The organism is Lachnoclostridium sp. An138, from assembly GCF_002160765.1.
GTDB classification, from domain to species: domain Bacteria; phylum Bacillota; class Clostridia; order Lachnospirales; family Lachnospiraceae; genus Laedolimicola; species Laedolimicola faecalis.
Genome location: NZ_NFLF01000003.1, coordinates 207,256 through 227,021 on the forward strand (window position 1 = coordinate 207,256; position 19,766 = coordinate 227,021).

16 protein-coding genes are annotated in these 19,766 nt (G+C 52.9%); 11 read left to right on the top strand and 5 right to left on the bottom strand.

Annotated features, from left to right (window positions below):
- The first annotated feature begins 196 nt into the window (after window positions 1-196).
- On the top strand, window positions 197-1,489 hold the full coding sequence (locus B5E82_RS04165; protein WP_087306123.1) for a fused HPr family phosphocarrier protein/2-hydroxyacid dehydrogenase: 1,293 nt from the start codon (window positions 197-199) through the stop codon (window positions 1,487-1,489).
- 119 nt (window positions 1,490-1,608) lie between these two features.
- Window positions 1,609-1,863 carry a sporulation transcriptional regulator SpoIIID gene (spoIIID, locus tag B5E82_RS04170; RefSeq protein ID WP_087306124.1) on the top strand — a complete coding sequence of 85 codons (255 nt, stop codon included), beginning with the start codon at window positions 1,609-1,611 and terminating at the stop codon, window positions 1,861-1,863.
- Window positions 1,864-1,977: 114 nt separating this feature from the next.
- Here spoIIID and B5E82_RS04175 read toward each other — a convergent pair whose 3' ends face one another.
- Window positions 1,978-3,750: an ABC-ATPase domain-containing protein gene (locus tag B5E82_RS04175; protein WP_087306125.1), complete on the bottom strand. Its 1,773-nt coding sequence runs from the start codon at window positions 3,748-3,750 to the stop codon at window positions 1,978-1,980.
- A gap of 414 nt (window positions 3,751-4,164) precedes the next feature.
- Between B5E82_RS04175 and B5E82_RS04180 the strand changes: the two genes are divergently transcribed.
- Complete coding sequence (locus B5E82_RS04180) at window positions 4,165-5,040, top strand: C39 family peptidase (RefSeq protein ID WP_162610701.1); 876 nt, start codon at window positions 4,165-4,167, stop codon at window positions 5,038-5,040.
- 96 nt (window positions 5,041-5,136) lie between these two features.
- The gene (locus B5E82_RS04185) at window positions 5,137-6,372 is read left to right on the top strand and encodes a hypothetical protein (protein ID WP_087306127.1); all 1,236 of its coding nucleotides are present in this window, start codon (window positions 5,137-5,139) and stop codon (window positions 6,370-6,372) included.
- A 134-nt stretch (window positions 6,373-6,506) separates the two neighbouring features.
- Here B5E82_RS04185 and nagA read toward each other — a convergent pair whose 3' ends face one another.
- The 3 genes from nagA to B5E82_RS04200 form a co-directional block, all read right to left on the bottom strand.
- A complete protein-coding gene (gene nagA / locus B5E82_RS04190; protein ID WP_087306128.1) occupies window positions 6,507-7,649 on the bottom strand; it encodes an N-acetylglucosamine-6-phosphate deacetylase in 1,143 nt (380 codons plus the stop codon).
- 349 nt (window positions 7,650-7,998) lie between these two features.
- Entirely contained in the window at window positions 7,999-9,195 is a 1,197-nt protein-coding gene (locus tag B5E82_RS04195; protein WP_087306129.1) for a helix-turn-helix domain-containing protein, read from the bottom strand.
- 157 nt (window positions 9,196-9,352) lie between these two features.
- Window positions 9,353-10,768 (bottom strand): amidophosphoribosyltransferase, encoded by a 1,416-nt coding sequence (locus B5E82_RS04200; protein WP_087306130.1) that lies wholly within the window; start codon window positions 10,766-10,768, stop codon window positions 9,353-9,355.
- 225 nt (window positions 10,769-10,993) lie between these two features.
- On the opposite strand from B5E82_RS04200, the gene fba reads away from it, so the two are divergent.
- The 6 genes from fba (at window position 10,994) to B5E82_RS04230 (ending at window position 15,131) form a co-directional block, all read left to right on the top strand.
- Entirely contained in the window at window positions 10,994-11,932 is a 939-nt protein-coding gene (fba, locus tag B5E82_RS04205) for a class II fructose-1,6-bisphosphate aldolase (RefSeq protein ID WP_087163704.1), read from the top strand.
- A gap of 53 nt (window positions 11,933-11,985) precedes the next feature.
- A complete protein-coding gene (locus B5E82_RS04210) occupies window positions 11,986-12,501 on the top strand; it encodes a DUF2752 domain-containing protein (RefSeq protein WP_242966240.1) in 516 nt (171 codons plus the stop codon).
- 179 nt (window positions 12,502-12,680) lie between these two features.
- Window positions 12,681-13,196 (top strand): hypothetical protein, encoded by a 516-nt coding sequence (locus B5E82_RS18415; protein WP_242966241.1) that lies wholly within the window; start codon window positions 12,681-12,683, stop codon window positions 13,194-13,196.
- 215 nt (window positions 13,197-13,411) lie between these two features.
- Window positions 13,412-13,753, top strand: a complete 342-nt coding sequence (locus tag B5E82_RS04220) for a PadR family transcriptional regulator (protein ID WP_087306132.1) — start codon at window positions 13,412-13,414, stop codon at window positions 13,751-13,753.
- Window positions 13,750-14,397 carry a DUF3887 domain-containing protein gene (locus B5E82_RS04225; RefSeq protein WP_087306133.1) on the top strand — a complete coding sequence of 216 codons (648 nt, stop codon included), beginning with the start codon at window positions 13,750-13,752 and terminating at the stop codon, window positions 14,395-14,397. The genes B5E82_RS04220 and B5E82_RS04225 overlap by 4 nt, the downstream gene beginning before the upstream one ends.
- Window positions 14,398-14,546: 149 nt before the next feature.
- The gene (locus B5E82_RS04230; protein ID WP_140393082.1) at window positions 14,547-15,131 is read left to right on the top strand and encodes a hypothetical protein; all 585 of its coding nucleotides are present in this window, start codon (window positions 14,547-14,549) and stop codon (window positions 15,129-15,131) included.
- 22 nt (window positions 15,132-15,153) lie between these two features.
- On the opposite strand, the gene B5E82_RS04235 is transcribed toward B5E82_RS04230, so the two are convergent.
- Window positions 15,154-17,736 carry a cation-translocating P-type ATPase gene (locus B5E82_RS04235; RefSeq protein ID WP_087306135.1) on the bottom strand — a complete coding sequence of 861 codons (2,583 nt, stop codon included), beginning with the start codon at window positions 17,734-17,736 and terminating at the stop codon, window positions 15,154-15,156.
- Window positions 17,737-18,048: 312 nt separating this feature from the next.
- Here B5E82_RS04235 and guaA point away from each other — a divergent pair, with 312 nt between their 5' ends.
- Window positions 18,049-19,590, top strand: coding sequence for a glutamine-hydrolyzing GMP synthase (gene guaA, locus B5E82_RS04245; protein WP_087306137.1), 1,542 nt, complete (start codon window positions 18,049-18,051; stop codon window positions 19,588-19,590).
- Window positions 19,591-19,766 lie beyond the last annotated feature (176 nt).

Here is a 19,766-nt window from a genome sequence, read left to right on the forward strand (position 1 = left end):
GAAAAACGCGGGATGCAGTGATAAAGTTTTTAGGCCCGCAGGGACTTTCTGACAAACTTTTTACAGTTATCTCCTTGATATAATATATGGGAACTGATAGAATAAACATAAATCCGCCGGATGGGCGGGAAACCTGTTTTTATTACAGCCGATTAACGAAAGCTGGTCATTTCCAGAGAAAATAAGGAGGTAAACGATGAAAAAAATCACATACGTTGTTTCAAATCCGAGAGGCATTCATGCCCGTCCCTGCGCCCTGCTGGCACAGTGCTGCACGAATTTCAAAAGCGCTGTCACCGTGAGCGCAAATGAGGAGAAGGCTTCCGCTCAGAATATTCTGGAACTGCTGGCGCTGCATGCGGGCAAAGGAGATATTCTGACCATTCAGATTGAAGGCGAGGATGAGGCCCAGGCAGCTGAGGCAATTCAAAAGGTGCTGGACAAGAGTTTCGACGAAAGAAGAACAGCCGATATCCTGAAAATTGCCTTTTTCGGCACGAAGGATTACGACAGAATCTTTTTCAGCGAGCTGGTGAAAGATAAAGGAGAGGGAACCTACAATTCGGAAATCAAGTATTTCAGCTCCAATCTGGGACCGGAGACGGCAGGTCTGGCGAAAGGTTACGACGCTGTGTGCGTGTTTGTAAACGACAATGTATCCAGGCCGGTGGTGGAGCAGCTTCATGAGTACGGAGTCCGCCTGATTCTCCTGCGCTGCGCCGGCTTCAACAATGTGGATCTGGACGCGGCAAAGGAATACAGCATTACGGTGCTCCGCGTACCGGCTTATTCTCCCTATGCGGTTGCCGAGCATGCCATGGCAATCCTGCAGGAGGCTAACCGCCGTCTGCATAAGGCTTACAATAAAGTAAAGGACAATAACTTTGCGCTCAGCGGACTGCTTGGCACGGATCTGCATAATAAGGTAGCGGGTATCGTGGGAACCGGCAAGATCGGCGTGTGCATGGCCCGGATCTGCAAGGGCTACGGTATGACAGTGCTTGGCTGGGACGCGTACCCGAACCGGGCTCTGGAGGAGGAAGGACTCCTGACCTATGTGGAGAAAGAAGAGCTGTTTCAGAAGGCAGATCTGATTTCTCTTCATGCGCCGCTGTTCCCCACCACCCACCATATCATCAATGAAGAAAGCATTGCCATGATGAAGAATTCCGTCATGCTGGTGAATACTGCCCGGGGCGGACTGATAGACAATGAAGCCCTGATTGCGGCGCTGAAGAAAGGCAAGTTCCATGCGGTGGCTCTGGACGTCTATGAGGGTGAAGACGATAATGTCTACACAGACCGAAGCGACGAAGCGATTACGGAGGATATCACAGCCCGCCTGTTGATGTTCCCCCAGGTAGTGCTGACCAGCCATCAGGCATTCTTCACCCGTGAGGCCATGCAGGCGATCGCCGTCGTAACCATGGAGAACGCCCGGAATTTCAATGAGGGAAATGATTACGGTGACGCTGAAGTAAAGGCCTGAGTTCTCAGAATACGGTAAGGGGCCGCCCGGAAAAAGGCGGCCCCGGAGCTTCAGAAAAAGCAGAATACGCCTTCCGTCTGCCGCATAAGATGTAAAAAAAGTTCTTATGGGGGCAGACCTTGAAGGATTATATTGAGGAGCGCGCCATCAGCATTGCCAACTACATCATCGACAACAATGCGACTGTGCGCCAGACTGCGAAAAAATTTGGAATCAGTAAAAGTACGGTGCATAAGGATGTGGCGGAGCGTCTTCGGCACATCAACCCTGCGCTTGCCAGGCAGGCCCGTGTGGTGCTGGACATTAACAAATCGGAAAGGCACATCCGGGGCGGAATGGCTACCAGGGAGAAATATCTGCATCAGCATGTGTAAAAGAAAAGAAGCGGAGTGTCACACTTTGGGAAAAGTGGATGCGTCCGCTTTTTTCTGAGTATTCAGGCCTTATACTTTCTCTCGATAGTGTCAATCATGTTTCACCTTTAAAGACTACAGATTCAACTTCCGGTACCGGTTCACGCAGGCCAGGATTTCCTGCCGTCTGGGTCGTGCCAGAGAGGAACGTACGTCGCGGGAGGGAAAGAGGCTCTCCAGTCCCTGCGCGTCCAGCTGTTTCTCCACCAGGTCCGCAAGCTCTGTCATGCTGCGCTGGCCGTCCATCAGAGAGATCTCAAGGTATTTGAGCAGGTAAGCCAGGGCCATGGTCTGTTCGCTGTCCCTAAGCTGCTCCAGATAGCGCAGTTCCACGGCGTCATGATTTAAGGACAGCTCGCTGGTACCCAGAGCCTTCAGTTTCAGGCGGTCGTCCTTTTTCAGAGCCCCATTGGGCCGGGGACAGCGCTTCTTCGAATATTCCGGGAATTTCTCCTGCCTGGAGGAGAATACGGGGAAGGCCGCAGCGGCTTCCTTTGCCTTTTCGGTGATATCCAGAGGAACATATTCTTTCATCTGGATGATATGGTCTGCCACATGGAAATAGGAGCCGGAGCTTCCGGCCACAATGATGGAGGAGATGCCAAAATCCTCGTACAGGCTCCGGACACGCTCGATAAAGGGAATGATCGGCTCTTCTTCCGGAGCGACCACCTGCTGCATCAGCTTGTCCCGGATCATGAAATTGGTGGCGGAAGTGTCCTCGTCGATCAGAATCAGGGAGCTTCCGCTTTCCATGCTTTCCATCAGATTGGCGGCCTGAGAGGTGCTGCCGCTGGCGTCCTCCGTGGAGAAATGGCGGGTGTCCTTTCTGCCGGGAAGCTGGCGGATAAAGGGAGAAATATCTACGCCGGAGATACTCCGTCCGTCCTCGGAGCGGAGCTTCCAGGCGCTCGCATCCGCAATGACGAGCTCTCTGCCGTCGCCGCCGATGTGATTATAGACGGCGTTCTGGAGAGCCTGGAGCACTGTGGATTTGCCGTGGTAGCCGCCGCCTACGAAAAGCGTGATGCCCTTCGGAATTCCCATGCCGGATACACTTCCCCGGTTGGGCAGATCGAGGGTGAGCTCCAGGGAAGCGGGCGAACGAAAAGGAACCGCGCCTTCCATGGGACGGTCTGAGACGCCGCTCTGCCGGGGCAGAATGGAGCCGTTGGCAATAAAGGCGCATAAGCCCAGCTTCGGGAGTATTTCCCGGATATACTGCTGATCCTCGCAGAGTTCGATGGCCGCTTTCAGTTTATTCTGATTGATTCTGCGGTAATACAGGCTGTTTTGTACGCAGCCCGGCAGAATGTCAAAAAGCATCTTTTCCAGTTCCCGGGCATCGATAGTCCGGCCTCTGGCCGGAAAGCCTGCCTCAAAGCGCAGGATGACGCGGCCCGGATCTGCGTTTCTGTGTCCGGAGGAAGCGTCCGCGCCGGAGAGCGCTTTCCCGCTTCCGGTCTCCGGGTCTGCGCCGCAGACCCGGCAGGCGGTCCGTTCCAGAACCTCCTGCCCGCACCGGGAAGCGGCCAAAAGGCCGCTCTTGCCGGACCCTTTGGCCTGCATGCTGCCTTTTGCCAGCTGGGCGCCGAAGAGGCGGGTCAGATGGTCCTGAAGGGTGATCCGTTTTGCGTAGGTGTCATAATACTCCACCGGGAATGCCGCTTTCCGTCCGGCTACATGAACGGACAGGCGCGAAGGCGCGGCAAAGGGATCGCCCTGCACATGGTCGATGGAAAGTACGTAATCTCCAAAGTCGTACTCTCCTTTCAAATCCTTATAGGCCGGGTATCCCCGGTGGTCGATGGAACGAAGTCTGTTCCGCAATTCTTCTGATGATTTCATAAGAACCAAGCTCCTTTTGGTGAAAAAACTCAGCCTGTGGAAACGTATCTTTTTTGAAAAAGTTCCGCAGCGGGAGGAGACAGGTTTCTTCCTGCCGCCGTATTTGTTATACTGTATACATGCTGATGTACACAGGATGTATGATGTATGGGGGCCGTACTTGTGCAGGCTGTATTGTACACAGACGCTGCCCTCAGCTGACAAGGACCGTGTGTGCTCTTGTCAACTGAGGGTATTATAGCATCAGAACAGTTCTGTTTACAAGGATTCCCCCGACAGATTGCACGGGAAAATTATAAGAAATTTGTGTATGCTTGTTAAGAAAAAACTAAGAAATTTCCTGCGGGACTCTGCTATAACTAAAATCAGAGAAAAAGACTGGATATGCCGCGGAATGCGGAGAGGGGGAAAGGTATGCAGAAAAACAGACGAGGAGAGACGGAAGTACAGTGGGAGCGCAGACAGAGCCCCCGGAAACAGAGGGAGCTGCAGCCGCGCAGGCAGAAAGAGCAGAGGCAGAAAGAGCAGAGACGGAAGCGGCGCCGCAGGGCAAGAAGAAGATTCCTGCTGAAGACCTGCGCTGCTCTGGCGGTCTGCGCAGTCCTTGCTATTCTGGCAGGAACGGGCTGGCGTTATCTGCAGGGGCGTTTCCTGTACAGTCCGGAAAGGCTGGCAGAGGAAGGATATCCGGAAAGCCTTATAGAGCTTTTGGAAAAGAATCCGGAGACAAAGGATTTCGTGCTGGGATATGCCGACTATGAGGGGCCTGTGGATATTGATATTTCCGGAGAAGTAAAGCAGGGCGAGATTCCGCATTTTCTGCAGTGGGACAAGCGCTGGGGGTACGAGACCTATGGAAGTGATTTCCTGGCGCTGACGGGCTGCGGCCCCACCTGCCTGTCTATGGTACTCTGCGGACTGAGCGGGGACACTCAGTGGAATCCCCTGGAGGTGGCGCGCTGGGCAGAGGAACAGGGATATTATGTGGATGGTTCCGGATCTTCCTGGGAGCTGATGACGACGGGAGCAGAGAGCCTGGGACTGACAGCGTCGGAGGTGATTTTTGACGAGGACCATATATTATCCACACTGGAAGCGGGTACGCCGATTATCTGCGTGGTGGGACCGGGAGACTTCACCACATCCGGCCATTTTCTGGTGCTGCGCGGCGTGGACGGGGATGGAAACATTCTGCTGAATGATCCCAACAGTGTGGTTCGCACAGAGAAGTCCTGGGATCTGCAGGATCTGATGGCGCAGATCCGCAATCTCTGGTCATACAGTTATTAGAGCTTATACAGCTGGTAGAAATCATACGGTTATCAGAACTCATACAGCCATTTGAGCTGTTTAAGCCGGAAGGGACAGAAGGGAGAAGAGGACACGATGAAAAAGAGAGGATGGAAGTTTTTGTGCCTGCTCTGCATATTGCCTGCGCTTTTGATTCAGGGCTGCGGCAGCGGAGATGAGAAGAGGCAGGAGCCGGAAGGCGGCGCCGGTCAGGAGACCATGGATGAATCGTCCGGCGGTGCCGGGGAAACCCGGGAGGAGGAACAGAGCCCTGACCAGAATTCGGAGAATTCCGATTCCGGAGAAGGAGAAAAGACGGCTGCCGGATATCCCCGTGAGCTGCTGCGGGGCGAACTGCTGGCATTTACGAACTGGATTAACCAGGGAGATAATTATGGCAATTACGGGTTCCTGCTTTCAGAATATACAGATCCGGCGGACGCGGATCTGAACCAGATTCTCTATACCGGGGCGGGAATGGAATCGCAGCCTCTGACCAGTGAAGAGCAGCAGGCTTATCTGAAAGCCACGGGGCGTCCCGAAATCTCCACGGATATTACCCGCCTTACCACTTCTCAGATTAATGAGTTTCTGGAGAGAAAACTGGGTCTTTCCATGAAAGATATGAGAGGAGATTTTGACTGGGTATATCTGGAGAACACGGATGCCTGGGTCCATGAGCACGGCGATACCAACTATACGCCCTTTACCTGTGTCGGCGGGCAGGAGACAGAAAAAGGTGTCTATGAACTGAGCTGCGTGCCGGGAGACGGCCAGACCGATCTGTCCCTTTACCCGCCCTGCCGCCTGACTCTGGCAAAGCATGACGACGATTACCGGATTCTGTCCAATGTATATGATTCGGGCATTCAGTACTCCAGGGATATCTGGGAGATAGAAGATCAGAGCTTTGACGTGGATCTGGGAGGAAGCTGGGGACAGGTGAAATTCGTCTCCTATGGACCCAACACAAGTGTGTACAGCACCCAGGATGTAAGTTTTGCCCTGGAAAAGGGAGGAAATACGGTCTATGAATTCCCGGATGTGATGGATGGAAATTTCCGGTCCCATGAGACTTTCCTGAACATTCTCGCGGTCAGCTTTCAGGATTACAGCGGAGACGGGGAGAAGGATGTAATTATCATCTGTGAATACGCGCCCCTGATCAACACAGCCAGCGGCGGCACGCTGAAGGAGGTACGTCTTTACCGGAATATGGGAGACAGCTTCCAGCTGGATCGGGATAAAATGGACTGGCTCCAGGTCAATGATTACTGCAACACGGTCGATCAGGTCCTGGAACACGTAAATGAAGCAGCCGCAAACGAGTGAAAGTAAGCGCAGAGGCAGGAAAAATCCGGAGACAGCTCTGTAAACAGAGAAGCCTCCGGATTTTTTGTGTCTTGCAGTTTCTGCTGCTTGGGAAAAGAAGCGTTGGTCGCTTTCGCGCGGTGCCTGACTCCGGATTATGACAGCTGGGCCTGTCCGTGGCACCAGGTCTGATGAACCTTGTAATCCGGTTCCAGTACAACCAGGTCAGCGTCGTATCCTACGCCAATCATTCCTTTGCGGTCATCCAGTCCCAGGCAGCGGGCCGGATTGATGGTGCAGGCGTTGATTGCGTAATTGAAGGGAACCATGGCTTCTTCTACGAGAATCCGAAGGCCCTCGTTCAGTCTCAGGGTGGAGCCGGCCAATCCGCCTGTGGAGGTCAGATGAGCGCTTCCGTCTTCATAGATAATAATTTCATTTCCGCCGAAGATGTACTTGCTGCCGGCCGGAGAGCCCTTTGCCATCAGGGCGTCGGAAACCATAATGGAGTAATCCGGTCCCTTGGACATGAAGTAGTTATTCAGAGCGGCGGGAGTGGAGTGATTTCCATCGCAGATAATCTCGCCGTACATGGTGCGGATGCGGTATGCGGCTCCCACCAGACCGTTTTCACGGTGCTTGAAGGGCGTCATGCCGTTGTATACATGGGTCATGGAGCGCGCTCCGTGAGCGTAAGCCATGACAGCCTGCTCATAGGTGGCCGCAGAATGACCGATGCTTACCACTACGCCGTTCTCAGTCAGATAGCGGGTGAGCGCAAAATCATCGTCCGTCTCGGTTGCCATGGTGATGTAGCGGATATTTCCCTTTGCGGCTTCCTGATAGTGCTTGAACTGTTCAATCGTGGGTTTTACAATGTACTGCTCCGGCTGAGCTCCCTTGTAGACCATATCCAGATAGGGTCCTTCAAAATGGATGCCGAGGATTTCCGCGCCCTCATAGCCGTCTTCCATAACCTTTGCCACATTGGCGACAGCCTTCGTCAGAACTTCCTCGCTCTGGGTGATCGTAGTAGCCAGAAAACCGGTGACACCTTCCGTAACGATGTTCTTCGTCCAGTTGCGGAGTCCTTCTTCGTTGGCGTCATTGGTATCGAAGCCAAAGGCGCCGTGGCAGTGAATATCGAGAAAGCCTGGTACGACGCGCAGGTCTCCGTAATCCACGTCTGCGGGTTCGCTTCCATAAGGAAGAATATCAGTGATCTTACCGTCCTTTATTTCGATCGCGGCAGCGGTAAACTGATCCGCAATCCATACCTTTTTACTTTGAATCAGCATGAAAAGCTCCTCCTGTTCTCTTGATAACCGTAACTGTTCAGGTCCTTCACAGCTGCGATTCACAAACCCGTAAAAAGCAGCTTCGCTGCCGGGGTCTGCCTGCTCTTGAATCATTTCCTGCGGCTTTATCAGCAGAGTGATTCGGCCTGGATGGAATAGTTACTGATAATCTTATTATAGCACCGGGGAGGGAAAAGAAAAGGTATAGAATTTGCACTTTTTAAGCCAAACATTATGAGTTTTAGCAGAGACCGGGACTTGCTGAAAGGAGCCGGACTTTTCCAAAAGAGGCCGGGGCTCTTCTTTTTGCGGAGAGCTCCGGCCTCTGCCCGGAAATACGGGTAAATAATCATGTTTTGTAGAGCGTCTTGGAATACTCGCTGGGGGCCATATGGTATTTCTGGGTAAAAGCCCGTGAAAAGTAATGGATCGAGTTGAAGCCAAGCATCAGCGCAATCTCGCTGATGGTATATTTGTTTTCACAGATCATCTGGCGGCTTTTTTCCAGCTTCATCTCATTGATGTATTTCTTGGGAGAAATATCCATGTTTTCCTTGAACAGAATCTGAAGAGAGGAACGGGACATGGAAAACTTCTGGCAGAGTTCCGCAATGGTCAAAGGCTCGTAGATGGTCTCGTCGATGTAAGCCAGGATCTTTTCAAGCAGTTCGTCCTGATAATGCTGCCTGGCGCCTGTGACAGGCCGGTCGTTCTTTTTCCCGATAAACTCTGACTGAAGTAGCCGGATCACGGTTTCCTGAAGCAGACAGAGCATCAGGCTGTTCATATAGGGAATCTGTGAGGTGCTTTCCGTGACAAAGGTTTTGATGAGCGTATAGATCTTTTTATCGTAGCCAAATACTTTGTTCAGAAGCAGCTCGTAATGAGAGCTTTCCGTATCGTAAATGATCGTTTCCATATCGAAGATGATCGTCACATAGGAACAGGAATGGCCCTCCGGGATATCCTGGGTGTGGAACTGGCCGGGGCCGTAAATCATAAGCTCCTTTTCCTTCAGTTCATAGCGCTGTCCTTCCACTTCGGTGAACAGAGTTCCCCGATCCACGTAGGTGAGCTCAAAGTAATTGTGCTTTTCCCCTTTAAAGTGATAGCCGGAATTGCGGATGGAATAATAGTATCCCAGAATTTCGCTGATCCGGATACGGGGAAGAATCCGCTCAAACATATAGGGAGGGCTTAAAGTCTCCAGGGAGTACTTATAGTCTGCGGTTGTAATCAGCCGGCAGGTGATATTGGATGTGACTGCCACGAGAGAAAAATAAACTCCCGGATTGATTTTTACCAGACGATGGACGGCAAAGACCTGGAGAGCTCCTGCATCCGGCGCGTCTCCCACAAGAAGAGCCGCCATGCCGCTCTGCATTTCCAGGCAGACTTCGCAGTCGAAATGGTAAAGCTGACTGATGCTGCGTCTGGCGATCAGATGCCAGTCGCGGCTGATCATGCCGCAGTGGTCCGGAACGATGGGCTGCTCATAGACAGAACCGAATTTTTCAAACTCCAGGCTGGACGTTTTCAGCTGCATAAAATACCTCCATAGATTCTAATATTATAACTTTTTTTGCTAAAATTGTCCAGACAGCAGAGAACAAATATAAAAAAAGAATAAAGAAAATAAACAGAAGATAAAAGGCATTTCCAAAACCCGGAAAGGGGTTTGAAAATGCCTTTTGGGATGAATGTTATTCTCTGCCGTCCCAGCAGTAGGTGCAGAGTTTTTCACGGGGAAGGCCGGTGGCTTCGATCAGATCGTCCAGCCGGTTGTAGCGGAGCGATGTAAAGTTCAGTTCTTTCCGGATCTCTTCCAGCATATTTTCGTACCGTCCTGTCTCGGGATCGGCGTATTCCTTCAGCACTTCATCCGTCACCGGGCCGCCTTCAAGTTTTTCGATGACCCGTCTGGCGATCAGATCCATTTCGGATGAAGAGCGGGAGAAGTTCAGGTATTTACAGCCGAACAGGATCGGCGGACAGGCCGGACGGATATGCACTTCCTTTGCGCCGCTCTGATATAGAAATTCCGTAGTTTCCCCAAGCTGGGTTCCGCGGACGATGGAGTCATCAATCAGAAGCAGCCGCTTTCCTTCAATCAAATCGTGAACCGGAATCAGCTTCATTTTGGCGATCAGGTTCCGTTTGCTCTGAATCGTGGGCATAAAGGAACGGGGCCAGGTGGGCGTGTACTTGATAAAGGGGCGGGAGAAGGGAACACCCGAGGCATTGGAATATCCGATGGCGGCAGCAAGACCCGAATCGGGTACGCCCGCCACGGTATCTATCTGGCTGGAATCCATCTGGTCGCGGCCGGCCATCAGCTCACCGCTGCGGTAACGCATCTTCTCCACGCTGAGGCCCTCATAGGAGCTGGAGGGATAGCCGTAGTAAACCCAGAGAAAAGTACAGATTTTCATATCCTTTCCGGGAGCAGCCAGTGTCTTCACGCCGTCCGGCGTAAGGATAACCACTTCTCCAGGTCCCAGTTCCCGTTCTGTATGATAGCCGAGATTCAGGTATGCGAAATCCTCAAAGGACACGCAGAAGGCGTCCTCCTTATGTCCGATGACCAGCGGGGTCCGTCCCAGGCGGTCTCTGGCCGCGTAGATGCCCTTCGGCGTCAGAATCAGGAAGCTTAAGGAGCCGTCAATCAGCTCCTGGGCATAGCGTATGCCGTCGATCAGGTTCAGCTTCTGATTGATGATGGCAGCGGTCAGCTCTGTGGGATTGATGTCTCCGCCGCTCATTTCCAGGAAATGCGCATTTCCCCGCTGGAAGATCTGCTCTGTGATCTCTGCGGCGTTGTTGATGCGTCCCACTGTGGTGATGGCAAAGGTACCGTGATGGGAGCGTACAATCAGAGGCTGGGGCTCATAGTCAGAAATGCAGCCGATTCCCAGATAGCCTTTCATTTCCTGCATGTCCTTGTCAAATTTCGTCCGGAAAGGACTGTTCTCAATATTGTGAATGGCCCGGTCAAAGCCATTTTCTCCATATACGGCCATACCGGCTCTGCGTGTTCCCAGGTGGGAATGATAGTCTGTTCCAAAAAACAGGTCAAATAAACAGTCGCCCTTGGAGGCGACGCCAAATAATCCGCCCATATACTCTCCTTTTCCAGTGAAGCGCGGGCATGTCCCGGCTGCCCGCGTCTGATGTGATCAGTCATTCATATTTTACAGTATAACCGTAACACAGAACTCGGCCAAAGTCCAGAAGGAAAGCCCAGGGTTTTGCAAAATTTTGAAATTACGCATTGATGAACAGGGGATTTTGTAGTATACTAAGCCTGATCCTAAAAATAATCATGTAAAGTGAGGATGATACCAATGGCATTAGTAACAACAACAGAAATGTTCAAAAAAGCATATGAAGGCGGCTACGCAATCGGCGCTTTCAATGTGAACAACATGGAGATTGTACAGGCTATCACAGAGGCAGCGGGAGAGCTGAAGTCCCCGGTTATCCTTCAGGTATCCGCAGGCGCAAGAAAGTATGCGAACGCTACTTACCTGAGAAAGCTGGTTGAGGCTGCGGTGATCGAGAATCCGGATATTCCGATCGCTCTGCATCTGGATCACGGCGCAGACTTCGAGATCTGCAAGTCCTGTATCGATGGCGGATTTACTTCCGTTATGATCGATGCTTCCAAGTATCCGTTCCAGGAGAACATCGAGATCACAAAGAAGGTTGTTGAGTATGCACATGCTCACGGCGTAGTAGTAGAGGCAGAGCTTGGAAAGCTGGCCGGAATCGAGGATGATGTAAACGTATCCGCAGAGGATTCTTCTTACACCCAGCCGGAAGAGGTTGAGGAGTTCGTAAGCAAGACAGGCGTTGACTCTCTGGCTATCGCAATTGGTACAAGCCATGGCGCATTCAAGTTCAAACCCGGCACAAAGCCGCAGCTTCGTTTCGACATCCTGCATGAGATCGAGAAGAAGATCCCGGGATTCCCGATCGTTCTTCACGGCGCATCTTCTGTACCGCAGGAGTATGTAAAGATTATCAACGAGCACGGCGGAGCTCTGAAGGACGCTATCGGTGTTCCGGAAGAGCAGCTGCGTGAGGCTGCAAGATCTGCAGTGTGCAAGATCAACATCGACTCTGACCTTCGTCTGGGCCTGACAGCAGGTATCCGTCAGGTAATGTTCGAGCATCCGGACTACTTCGATCCGAGACAGTATCTGACCGTTGCGCGTCAGAACGTAAAGGACGTAGTTGCTCACAAGATCAAAGACGTACTTGGCAGCGAGGGCAAGGCTTGAGCCCTGTAATGCACAGAAAAGAAGAAAGACCGCAGGAATCCCTGCGGTCTTCTTTGTATACTGGGGAATTGGGAAACGGAGATTGCGGACGGGAGAAGGCGCAGGAAGAGAAGAAGTCCTGTCCCCGGCCTGTCTCCGGTCTGCGTCTGCTGGCCGGCGATCTGCGGAGGCTGTGTCCGGCTGCCGCTGCCATCCTGGCTTATGGGGTTGTGACACATCTGCTTTTTGACCGTTTCTGCCCCATGCTGATTCTGACGGGATTTCCCTGCCCCGGCTGCGGTATGACGCGGGCGCTGTTTCTCGTACTGACAGGCCGCTTTGCGGCTGCATGGCGGTTTCAGCCGCCGGTCTACGGCTGGATTCTTCTGGCTGCTGCCTTTGGAACGCGCCGTTATCTGATAAAAAAACCGCGTTCTGTCCGGGAAACCTATATCTGGACGCTGCTTTTGGGGCTTCTTCTTCTGTCCAGTCTGGCGCTGTATGGATACCGCGTGTTCCGCGGTTTTCCTCCGGAAATTGTGGAACCGGGCGGGACACTTATGGGACTTGTCTCCTCTCTGTGGAACTGAAAGGGAATCCATGTATGAGGGGAACGGGACAGAGAAGGTATAAAATTCAAGTATAAAGTTCGGGTATAAAGTTCATGTAAAACTTTCCGGCTGTCTCTTGCGGCCGCACCAGGAAAGTGATACACTGAGACAAATAATTTACTGAGAGCAGAAGAGCTTTCATGAGGAGGAGCATCAGCATGGACGACATGTACAACGACGAAAATCAGAATGAGAACCAGAATGGAACTCCAGACGAAAATCAAAATGAAAATGAGAGAGAAAACAATGGCGTGAATGCCTGGGGAAGCAGTGAAGGCGGGAACGGCCAGCAGTCCGGCCAGCAGCCGGGGATGGAGGAGCAGTCTCAGCAGTCCGGCAGATCGACCGTGCAGGAGCAGCTTCAGCAGCAGTACAGACAGCCGACCGTACAGGAGCAGCTTCAGTACCAGTACCAGCAGCCGCAGGATGAACTGGAAGAGCCCATGACAATGGGTGAATGGATGATTACGCTGCTGATTATGCTGATTCCCTGCGCAAACATTATTATGGCCTTTGTGTGGGCGTTCAGCAGCACGGAGAAAAAGAGCAAGTCGAATTTCTTCAAGGCGTATCTGATTTTTATGGCAATTGTAATTGTGCTTTCTATCCTTGCGGTAATCGTAGTTGGAGTGTTTACCGCGTCTGTAGTCAGCAGCAGCTATTATTATGGATAACCGGGGTAATAAAGGAGCTTTGCTCCTTTCCCGTACCAGTGTGCCAGGGACAGCATGTTCCCTGGCACATGCTGTATTATGGGAGAATCAGGGGAAGGAAAGAGAGGGAAAAATCCAATACGGAAAACAGGGTACAGGGTTGACAATCCGGATAATACGCGATACTATATGTTTAGTAATACTAAATACAAAGAAATACTAAGGGAAGTGACCGGGTGAACGCAAAATATGAGCGTCAGCTGAAAAAAGGAGTGTTTGAAATCCTGGTACTGAAGCTATTGAGTGAAGGCGAGAAGTACGGTTATGAACTGATCCTGGAGCTGAAGGAGAGAGGCGGAGAACTGTTTGCTGTGAAGGAAGGAACTTTATATCCGATTCTTTACAGACTGGAGGATGACGGCCTGGCGCGCAGCCGCTGGAGCAGGCCGGAGGGGAGAGAGGTTTCCAGAAAATATTATTCGATTACCCCGAAAGGAAAGGAAGAGCTGGAAGAGTTGAAGGAGCTCTGGAAAAGCTTTGAAAAGGGAGTTTCAGGAATATTGGAGGAAGAGCTATGAATCAGGAAAACTATCTGAAAGAAGTGGAAAAGCACCTGAACTGTGGAAAGGCCCGGAAAAAGCAGATACGCAGAGAGCTGGAAGCAGACATCTGCGCCGCGTCTGAGCAGGGAGAGGAATGGGAAGAGACCCGGAAGCGCATGGGAGATCCGGCAGAGCTTGCGCGGGAATTCAATGAAAATATGGGAAATACAAAGCGGAAAATGAGCCGGCCCAAAAAGATTCTGCTCATCTGCGCTGCCGTCGCAGCGGTACTGGCGGTTCTCGCGGCAGTTTTATTCTGGCTTCTGCCCAAGACTTATCCCATAAGCGCCAGCAGCATCTTTCAGGAGGAGACGGTAGCTTCGGAGGCGGAAGAAATCGTGGAACTTCTGAATGAAAAAGATTATGAGACTTTACAGGAAAAGTCCACGGATCAGATGAAGACAGTGATGAACGAAGAGTATATGGAGGGCGCCAAGGCACAGGTAGGCGGAGACTGGGGAGAATTCCAGCGCTTTACCAGCAGTATTTCGGTGGAAGCTGTACAGCAGGGAAAGCATTTTGCCATCACAGAGCTGACGGCGCTCTATGAAAACCGAAGCGTCACCTATCAGATATCCTTTGATGAAAATATGGAGCTTGCGGGTATCTATATGAGATAGAAGAAGCTGAGATAGAAGAAGGCAAAGACGAATCAGGAAGAGTTTCTGTCAATCCCAGGACGGCTGGAATATGATAGTAATAAAAAGAGATAAGTATCCCGGAAAGCAAGGTTTTTCCGGGATATTTTTGTCATATTTCTGGTGATAGGATGAGAGTGTTGTTTTGGGAAACGGGGATGCTGGTGACGGCCCTGTCAGCGGATGCTTTTGCGGCGGGACTGGCATATGGGGCGGAAGACATCCGTCTTCCGGCGGTTTCACTTCTGACGGCTTCCGCGGTCTCCAGCCTGATTCTGGCTGTGTCGCTTTTGACAGGCGGCCTGGCAGGAGGGATTCTTCCAGCAGGGCTGGTAAAAGGTTCTGGATTTTTGATTCTGGCAGTCCTGGGTGTCTGGAAGCTGTGTGAGCGCCCCGGTGGAAAAAGCGCGGCGGAAGCTGATAAAAACAGAGACCGGCTGGTCTCGCCTGCGGAAGCGCTGGCTCTGGGAGCTGCGCTTTCCGCAGACAGCCTGGCAGCCGGAATCGGAGCTGGAGCCCTGAATATACCGCTGCTTCCGGCGGCAGCCGCCTCCTTTCTGGCCGGGGCGGCAGCGCTTTCCGGCGGGGAGCGGCTTGGCCGCGTTTTTGCCGCTTCAGAGGCAGAAAGTGAGAAAACAGGCGCAGGCAGCCGCCTGAAAATTAACAGATTAGGCGGAATCCTGCTTTTGCTTCTGGCAGCGGCGAAGCTGCTGTAAAAATCAAAAGAGAAAGCGTCTGTCAAACCGCTGTCTCGGGCGTGGAAGCAGTCCTGTGTACCCGTCTGGGAGAAAGCAGCAGGAGCTCATGGGCCAGCAGGGGCATGGCCGCCAGCAGGATCAGGCGCGTCCATTCGGGGAGCGAAAGGCGGCAGGTACCAAAGGCTGTTACAAAGTAAGGAACCTCTGTGACAAGAACCTGCAGTGACAGGCCGACACAGAAGGCAGCCATCATCAGTCGGTTTTTCAGGTGGTTCATGCGGAAAATGCTTGTTTCCACATCCCGCATGCCGATGGCGTGAAAGAGCTGGGAAATCCCCAGCACCGTAAAGGCATAAGTCTGGCAGCGGGTCAGAATCTCGGGCACGTTCAGCAGAATCCGAAGATTTTCCAGGGTCAGGGGCAGCTTCCCGGCCAGCAGCAGAGAAATGGGCAGCTGCAGGAAGGCGGTAGAGCTGATAAAGGCAATCAGAAATCCATAAAACAGCGTGCAGCCAAGGCCTCCTCCCGCGAACAGGTTTTCATTCCGGGGACGGGGCGGCCGGTTCATAAAATGGCGGGGATCATTCTGGTCCACGCCCAGAGCCAGAGCCGGCAGGGAGTCTGTGATCAGGTTAATCCACAGAATATGGCTGGGTTTCAAAGGCGTCCCAAGGCCCAGCAGGATGGCGGCCAGCATGGTAATGATTTCGCCGAAATTTGAGGACAGCAGGAAGAGCACGGCCTTTTTGATATTTTCGTAGATGCCCCGCCCCTCGGCGATGGCCTTTGCAATGGTGGCAAAATTGTCGTCGGTCAGAATCAGATCGGCGGCGTTTTTCGCCACGTCTGTTCCGGTGATTCCCATGGCCACGCCTACGTCGGCGGCCTTCAGGGAGGGGGCGTCATTGACTCCGTCGCCGGTCATGGCCACGATTTTTCCGGATGCCTTCAGGGCTTTTACAATACGGACTTTGTGCTCCGGCGAAACCTGGGCGAAAACAGAGAGGCTGCGGGCAGCGGCCGCAAATTCTTTGTCGGACAGGGCTTCGATCTGGGGACCGCTCATACAGTCCGAGGGCTTTTCCGCGATGCCCAGCTCCCGGGCAATGACAAAGGCTGTGTCGCTCCGGTCGCCTGTGATCATGACCGTCTTTACGCCGGCCCGGCGGAAATCCTGGACAGCCTTTACAGCTTCCGGCCGTATGGGATCAATCATCCCCACGAAGCCCACAAAGGTCAGTTCCTCTTCCGAGGGGCTGGTATCTCCGGTGCGCATGGCGAGAGCCAGAAGGCGGAGCGCCCGGCCCGACAGGGTATGGAGTGCCGCTTCGGCGCTCCGCCGTTCTGCTCCGTCCAGGGGACGGATGCGGCCGGAAGAAAGAACGGTGCTGCAGCGCTTCAGAATGATGTCGGGAGAACCCTTGGTGTAAGATACAGAGCCGTTTTCGGTCCGGTGCAGAGTGGTCATCATTTTCCGCTCAGAATCGAAAGCGATTTCTCCTGTACGGGGGCAGGTCTTTTCCAGCTCCGGCCGTTCCAGGCCAAAACGGCGGGCCAGATCCAAAAGCGCCAGCTCCGTGGGATCTCCCAGGCGGCTGCCGCCGTCAGCCACAGCATCGTTGCACAGGGCAAAGCCTTCCAGAAAGAACCGGTCGCGGCGGGCGTCCAGCCGGGAGGCTTCCAGAATCCGGCCATCCAGGTAGCAGGCGGTCACAGTCATACGGTTCTGGGTCAGCGTGCCGGTCTTGTCAGAGCAGACCACACTGACACAGCCCAGCGTCTCGACGCTGGGCAGACGCTTCACGATAGTATTCACCTTCACCATGCGGGAGACGCTTAAAGCCAGCACCATGGTTACTACGGCGGGCAGGCCCTCCGGCACGGCGGCTACAGCCAGAGAAATGGCCGTGATCAGCATTTCCATCACATCGCGTTTCTGCAGAACGGCTATGACAAAAAGGAGGGCGCAGAGAGCCACGGAAACAGCGCTCAAAAGCTTTCCCAGGTCGGCCAGACGGTGTTGGAGAGGCGTAGTCTCTGAGGGCGTCTCTCCGATCAGCTGCGCAATCCGGCCGATTTCCGTATCCATGCCGATGGCGGTGACGACGCCTTCTCCCCGGCCGTAGGTGACATTGGTGGACATGTAGGCTTTGTTATTCTTCCGCAGGTCCTTTTCCACAGGGACAGATTCCCCGGTCAGAGAGGATTCCTCAATCTTCAGACTGTTTACAGAAATCAGTTCCAGGTCGGCAGGCACCTGCCGGCCCGCGTCCAGGCAGACGATGTCTCCGGGAATCAGATCGCGGGCAGGGATTTCCACCTGTTTTCCATTCCGGCGGATGAGGGCGACGGGGCTTGTCATCTGCTTCAGCGCGTCCAGGGCCTTCTGCGCTTTGCCCTCCTGGATGACGCCCACCAGGGCGTTCACCAGAATGACGGCCAGAATGATGGCGGTATCGCTGATTTCTCCCAGCAGCATAGAGATGGCTGCCGCGATAAACAGAATAAAGATCAGCGGGTCGTTGAGCTGTTCCAAAAAGGTCTCCGGCAGAGTCTTGCGGCGGGCGTCCTTCAGGACATTCCGGCCCCGTTGAATGCCGGGAGAAGAATCTTGATAATTCATAAAGTATCTGTCCTTTCTGTAGAGGTATGGAATGGCGCGGCGGTGCGGCAGGGCTGTCTTGCGGCAGGCTGTCCCCAAAGGGGCTTTGTCCTAAGATATGAAAACGGAAGAGAGGGTATGACATTTCCCGGAGGACTTTTCCGGTCAGGCTTCGGCTTCTTTTGGCTTTCCGGAAAACTTATATTTTAATTTTAATTTTTTCTGACTTTTCACCATGTTCTCCAGCGGATTTCCTACTTGTCAAGGCCTGGGGTATCACTTATAATAAGGGCAGTGGAAGTGAAATAAGAACTATGAGGAGGAAGAAACGGCTTGAACAGAGAAATGGTTATCGTGCTGGATTTCGGCGGACAGTATAATCAGCTGATCGCGCGCCGGGTCCGTGAGTGCAATGTGTACTGCGAAGTACACCCCTATACCCTGAGCCTTGAGAAAATAAAAGAAATGAATCCCAAAGGGATCATTTTTACAGGAGGCCCCAACAGCGTCTACGACGAAGCGTCTCCCCACTATCAGAAGGAAATCTTTGATCTGGGAATTCCGATTCTTGGAATCTGCTATGGTTCCCAGCTGATGGCGTACACCCTGGGCGGCCAGGTCAAGACGGCCCCCGTCAGCGAGTACGGCAGAACAGAGACGACGGTCGATCAGACAAGCGTTCTTTTCCATGACGTGGAGAAAGAAACAGTTGTATGGATGAGTCATACAGACTATATCGCGGAAGCGCCTGCGGGCTTCCGCGTGACGGCGTACACGCCGGTCTGCCCGGTGGCGGCCATGGAGTGCCCGGAAAGAAAGCTTTACGCGACCCAGTTCCACCCGGAGGTCATGCACACCCGGGAAGGCCAGAAGATGCTCCGCAACTTTGTCTATGACGTCTGCGGCTGCACCGGCGACTGGCAGATGGGCTCCTTCGTGGAAGAGACCATTCAGCAGATTCGCGAGAAGGTAGGAGACGGCAAGGTGCTCTGCGCCCTGTCAGGCGGCGTGGATTCTTCCGTGGCGGCCGTTCTGCTTTCCAAAGCAATTGGAAAGCAGCTGACCTGCGTGTTCGTAGATCACGGCCTGCTCCGCAAAAACGAGGGCGACGAGGTGGAAGCAGTCTTCGGTCCCGACGGACCCTATGAACTGAACTTTATCCGCGTCAACGCGCAGCAGCGCTACTACGACAAGCTGAAGGGCGTAACAGAGCCGGAAGCAAAGAGAAAGATTATCGGTGAGGAATTCATCCGCGTCTTTGAGGAAGAAGCGAAGAAAATCGGAGCCGTGGACTTCCTGGTGCAGGGAACCATTTACCCGGATGTCATCGAGTCCGGTCTTGGCAAGTCCGCCGTTATCAAGTCTCACCATAACGTGGGAGGTCTTCCCGACGTGGTAGATTTCAAGGAGATTATCGAGCCGCTTCGCATGCTCTTCAAGGACGAAGTCCGCAAAGCAGGTTTGGAGCTTGGCATTCCGGAGAATCTGGTTTACCGCCAGCCCTTCCCGGGCCCGGGCCTTGGCATCCGCATTATCGGCGAAGTGACCGAGGAGAAAGTACGCATCGTTCAGGACGCCGACGCGATTTACCGGGAGGAGATCGCGAAAGCCGGCCTCGACAAGGGACTCGGACAGTATTTCGCAGGACTTACGAATATGCGGTCCGTGGGCGTTATGGGTGATTTCCGGACCTACGACTATGCGGTGGCCCTGCGCGCGGTGAATACCAGCGATTTCATGACTGCCGAGTGCGCAGAGATTCCTTATGAGGTGCTCTTTAAGGTGACCAGCAGGATTATTAATGAGGTTAAGGGGGTTAACAGGGTCATGTATGACTTGACCAGTAAGCCGCCCGGAACGATTGAGTTCGAGTGATGAAATGAGTTGTAAAAATCCAGTGTTTATGCGGGTTTCAAACAAATTTGTTTAAGTGCTGGCAACGATTTGGCAACATTTTGGGTATCATTCACTGAATAACAGAATACTTCAATAACAGAAAACCTTACTGATTTTCAGAAATGAAGCTGAAAGTCGGTAAGGTTTTTGTTTGT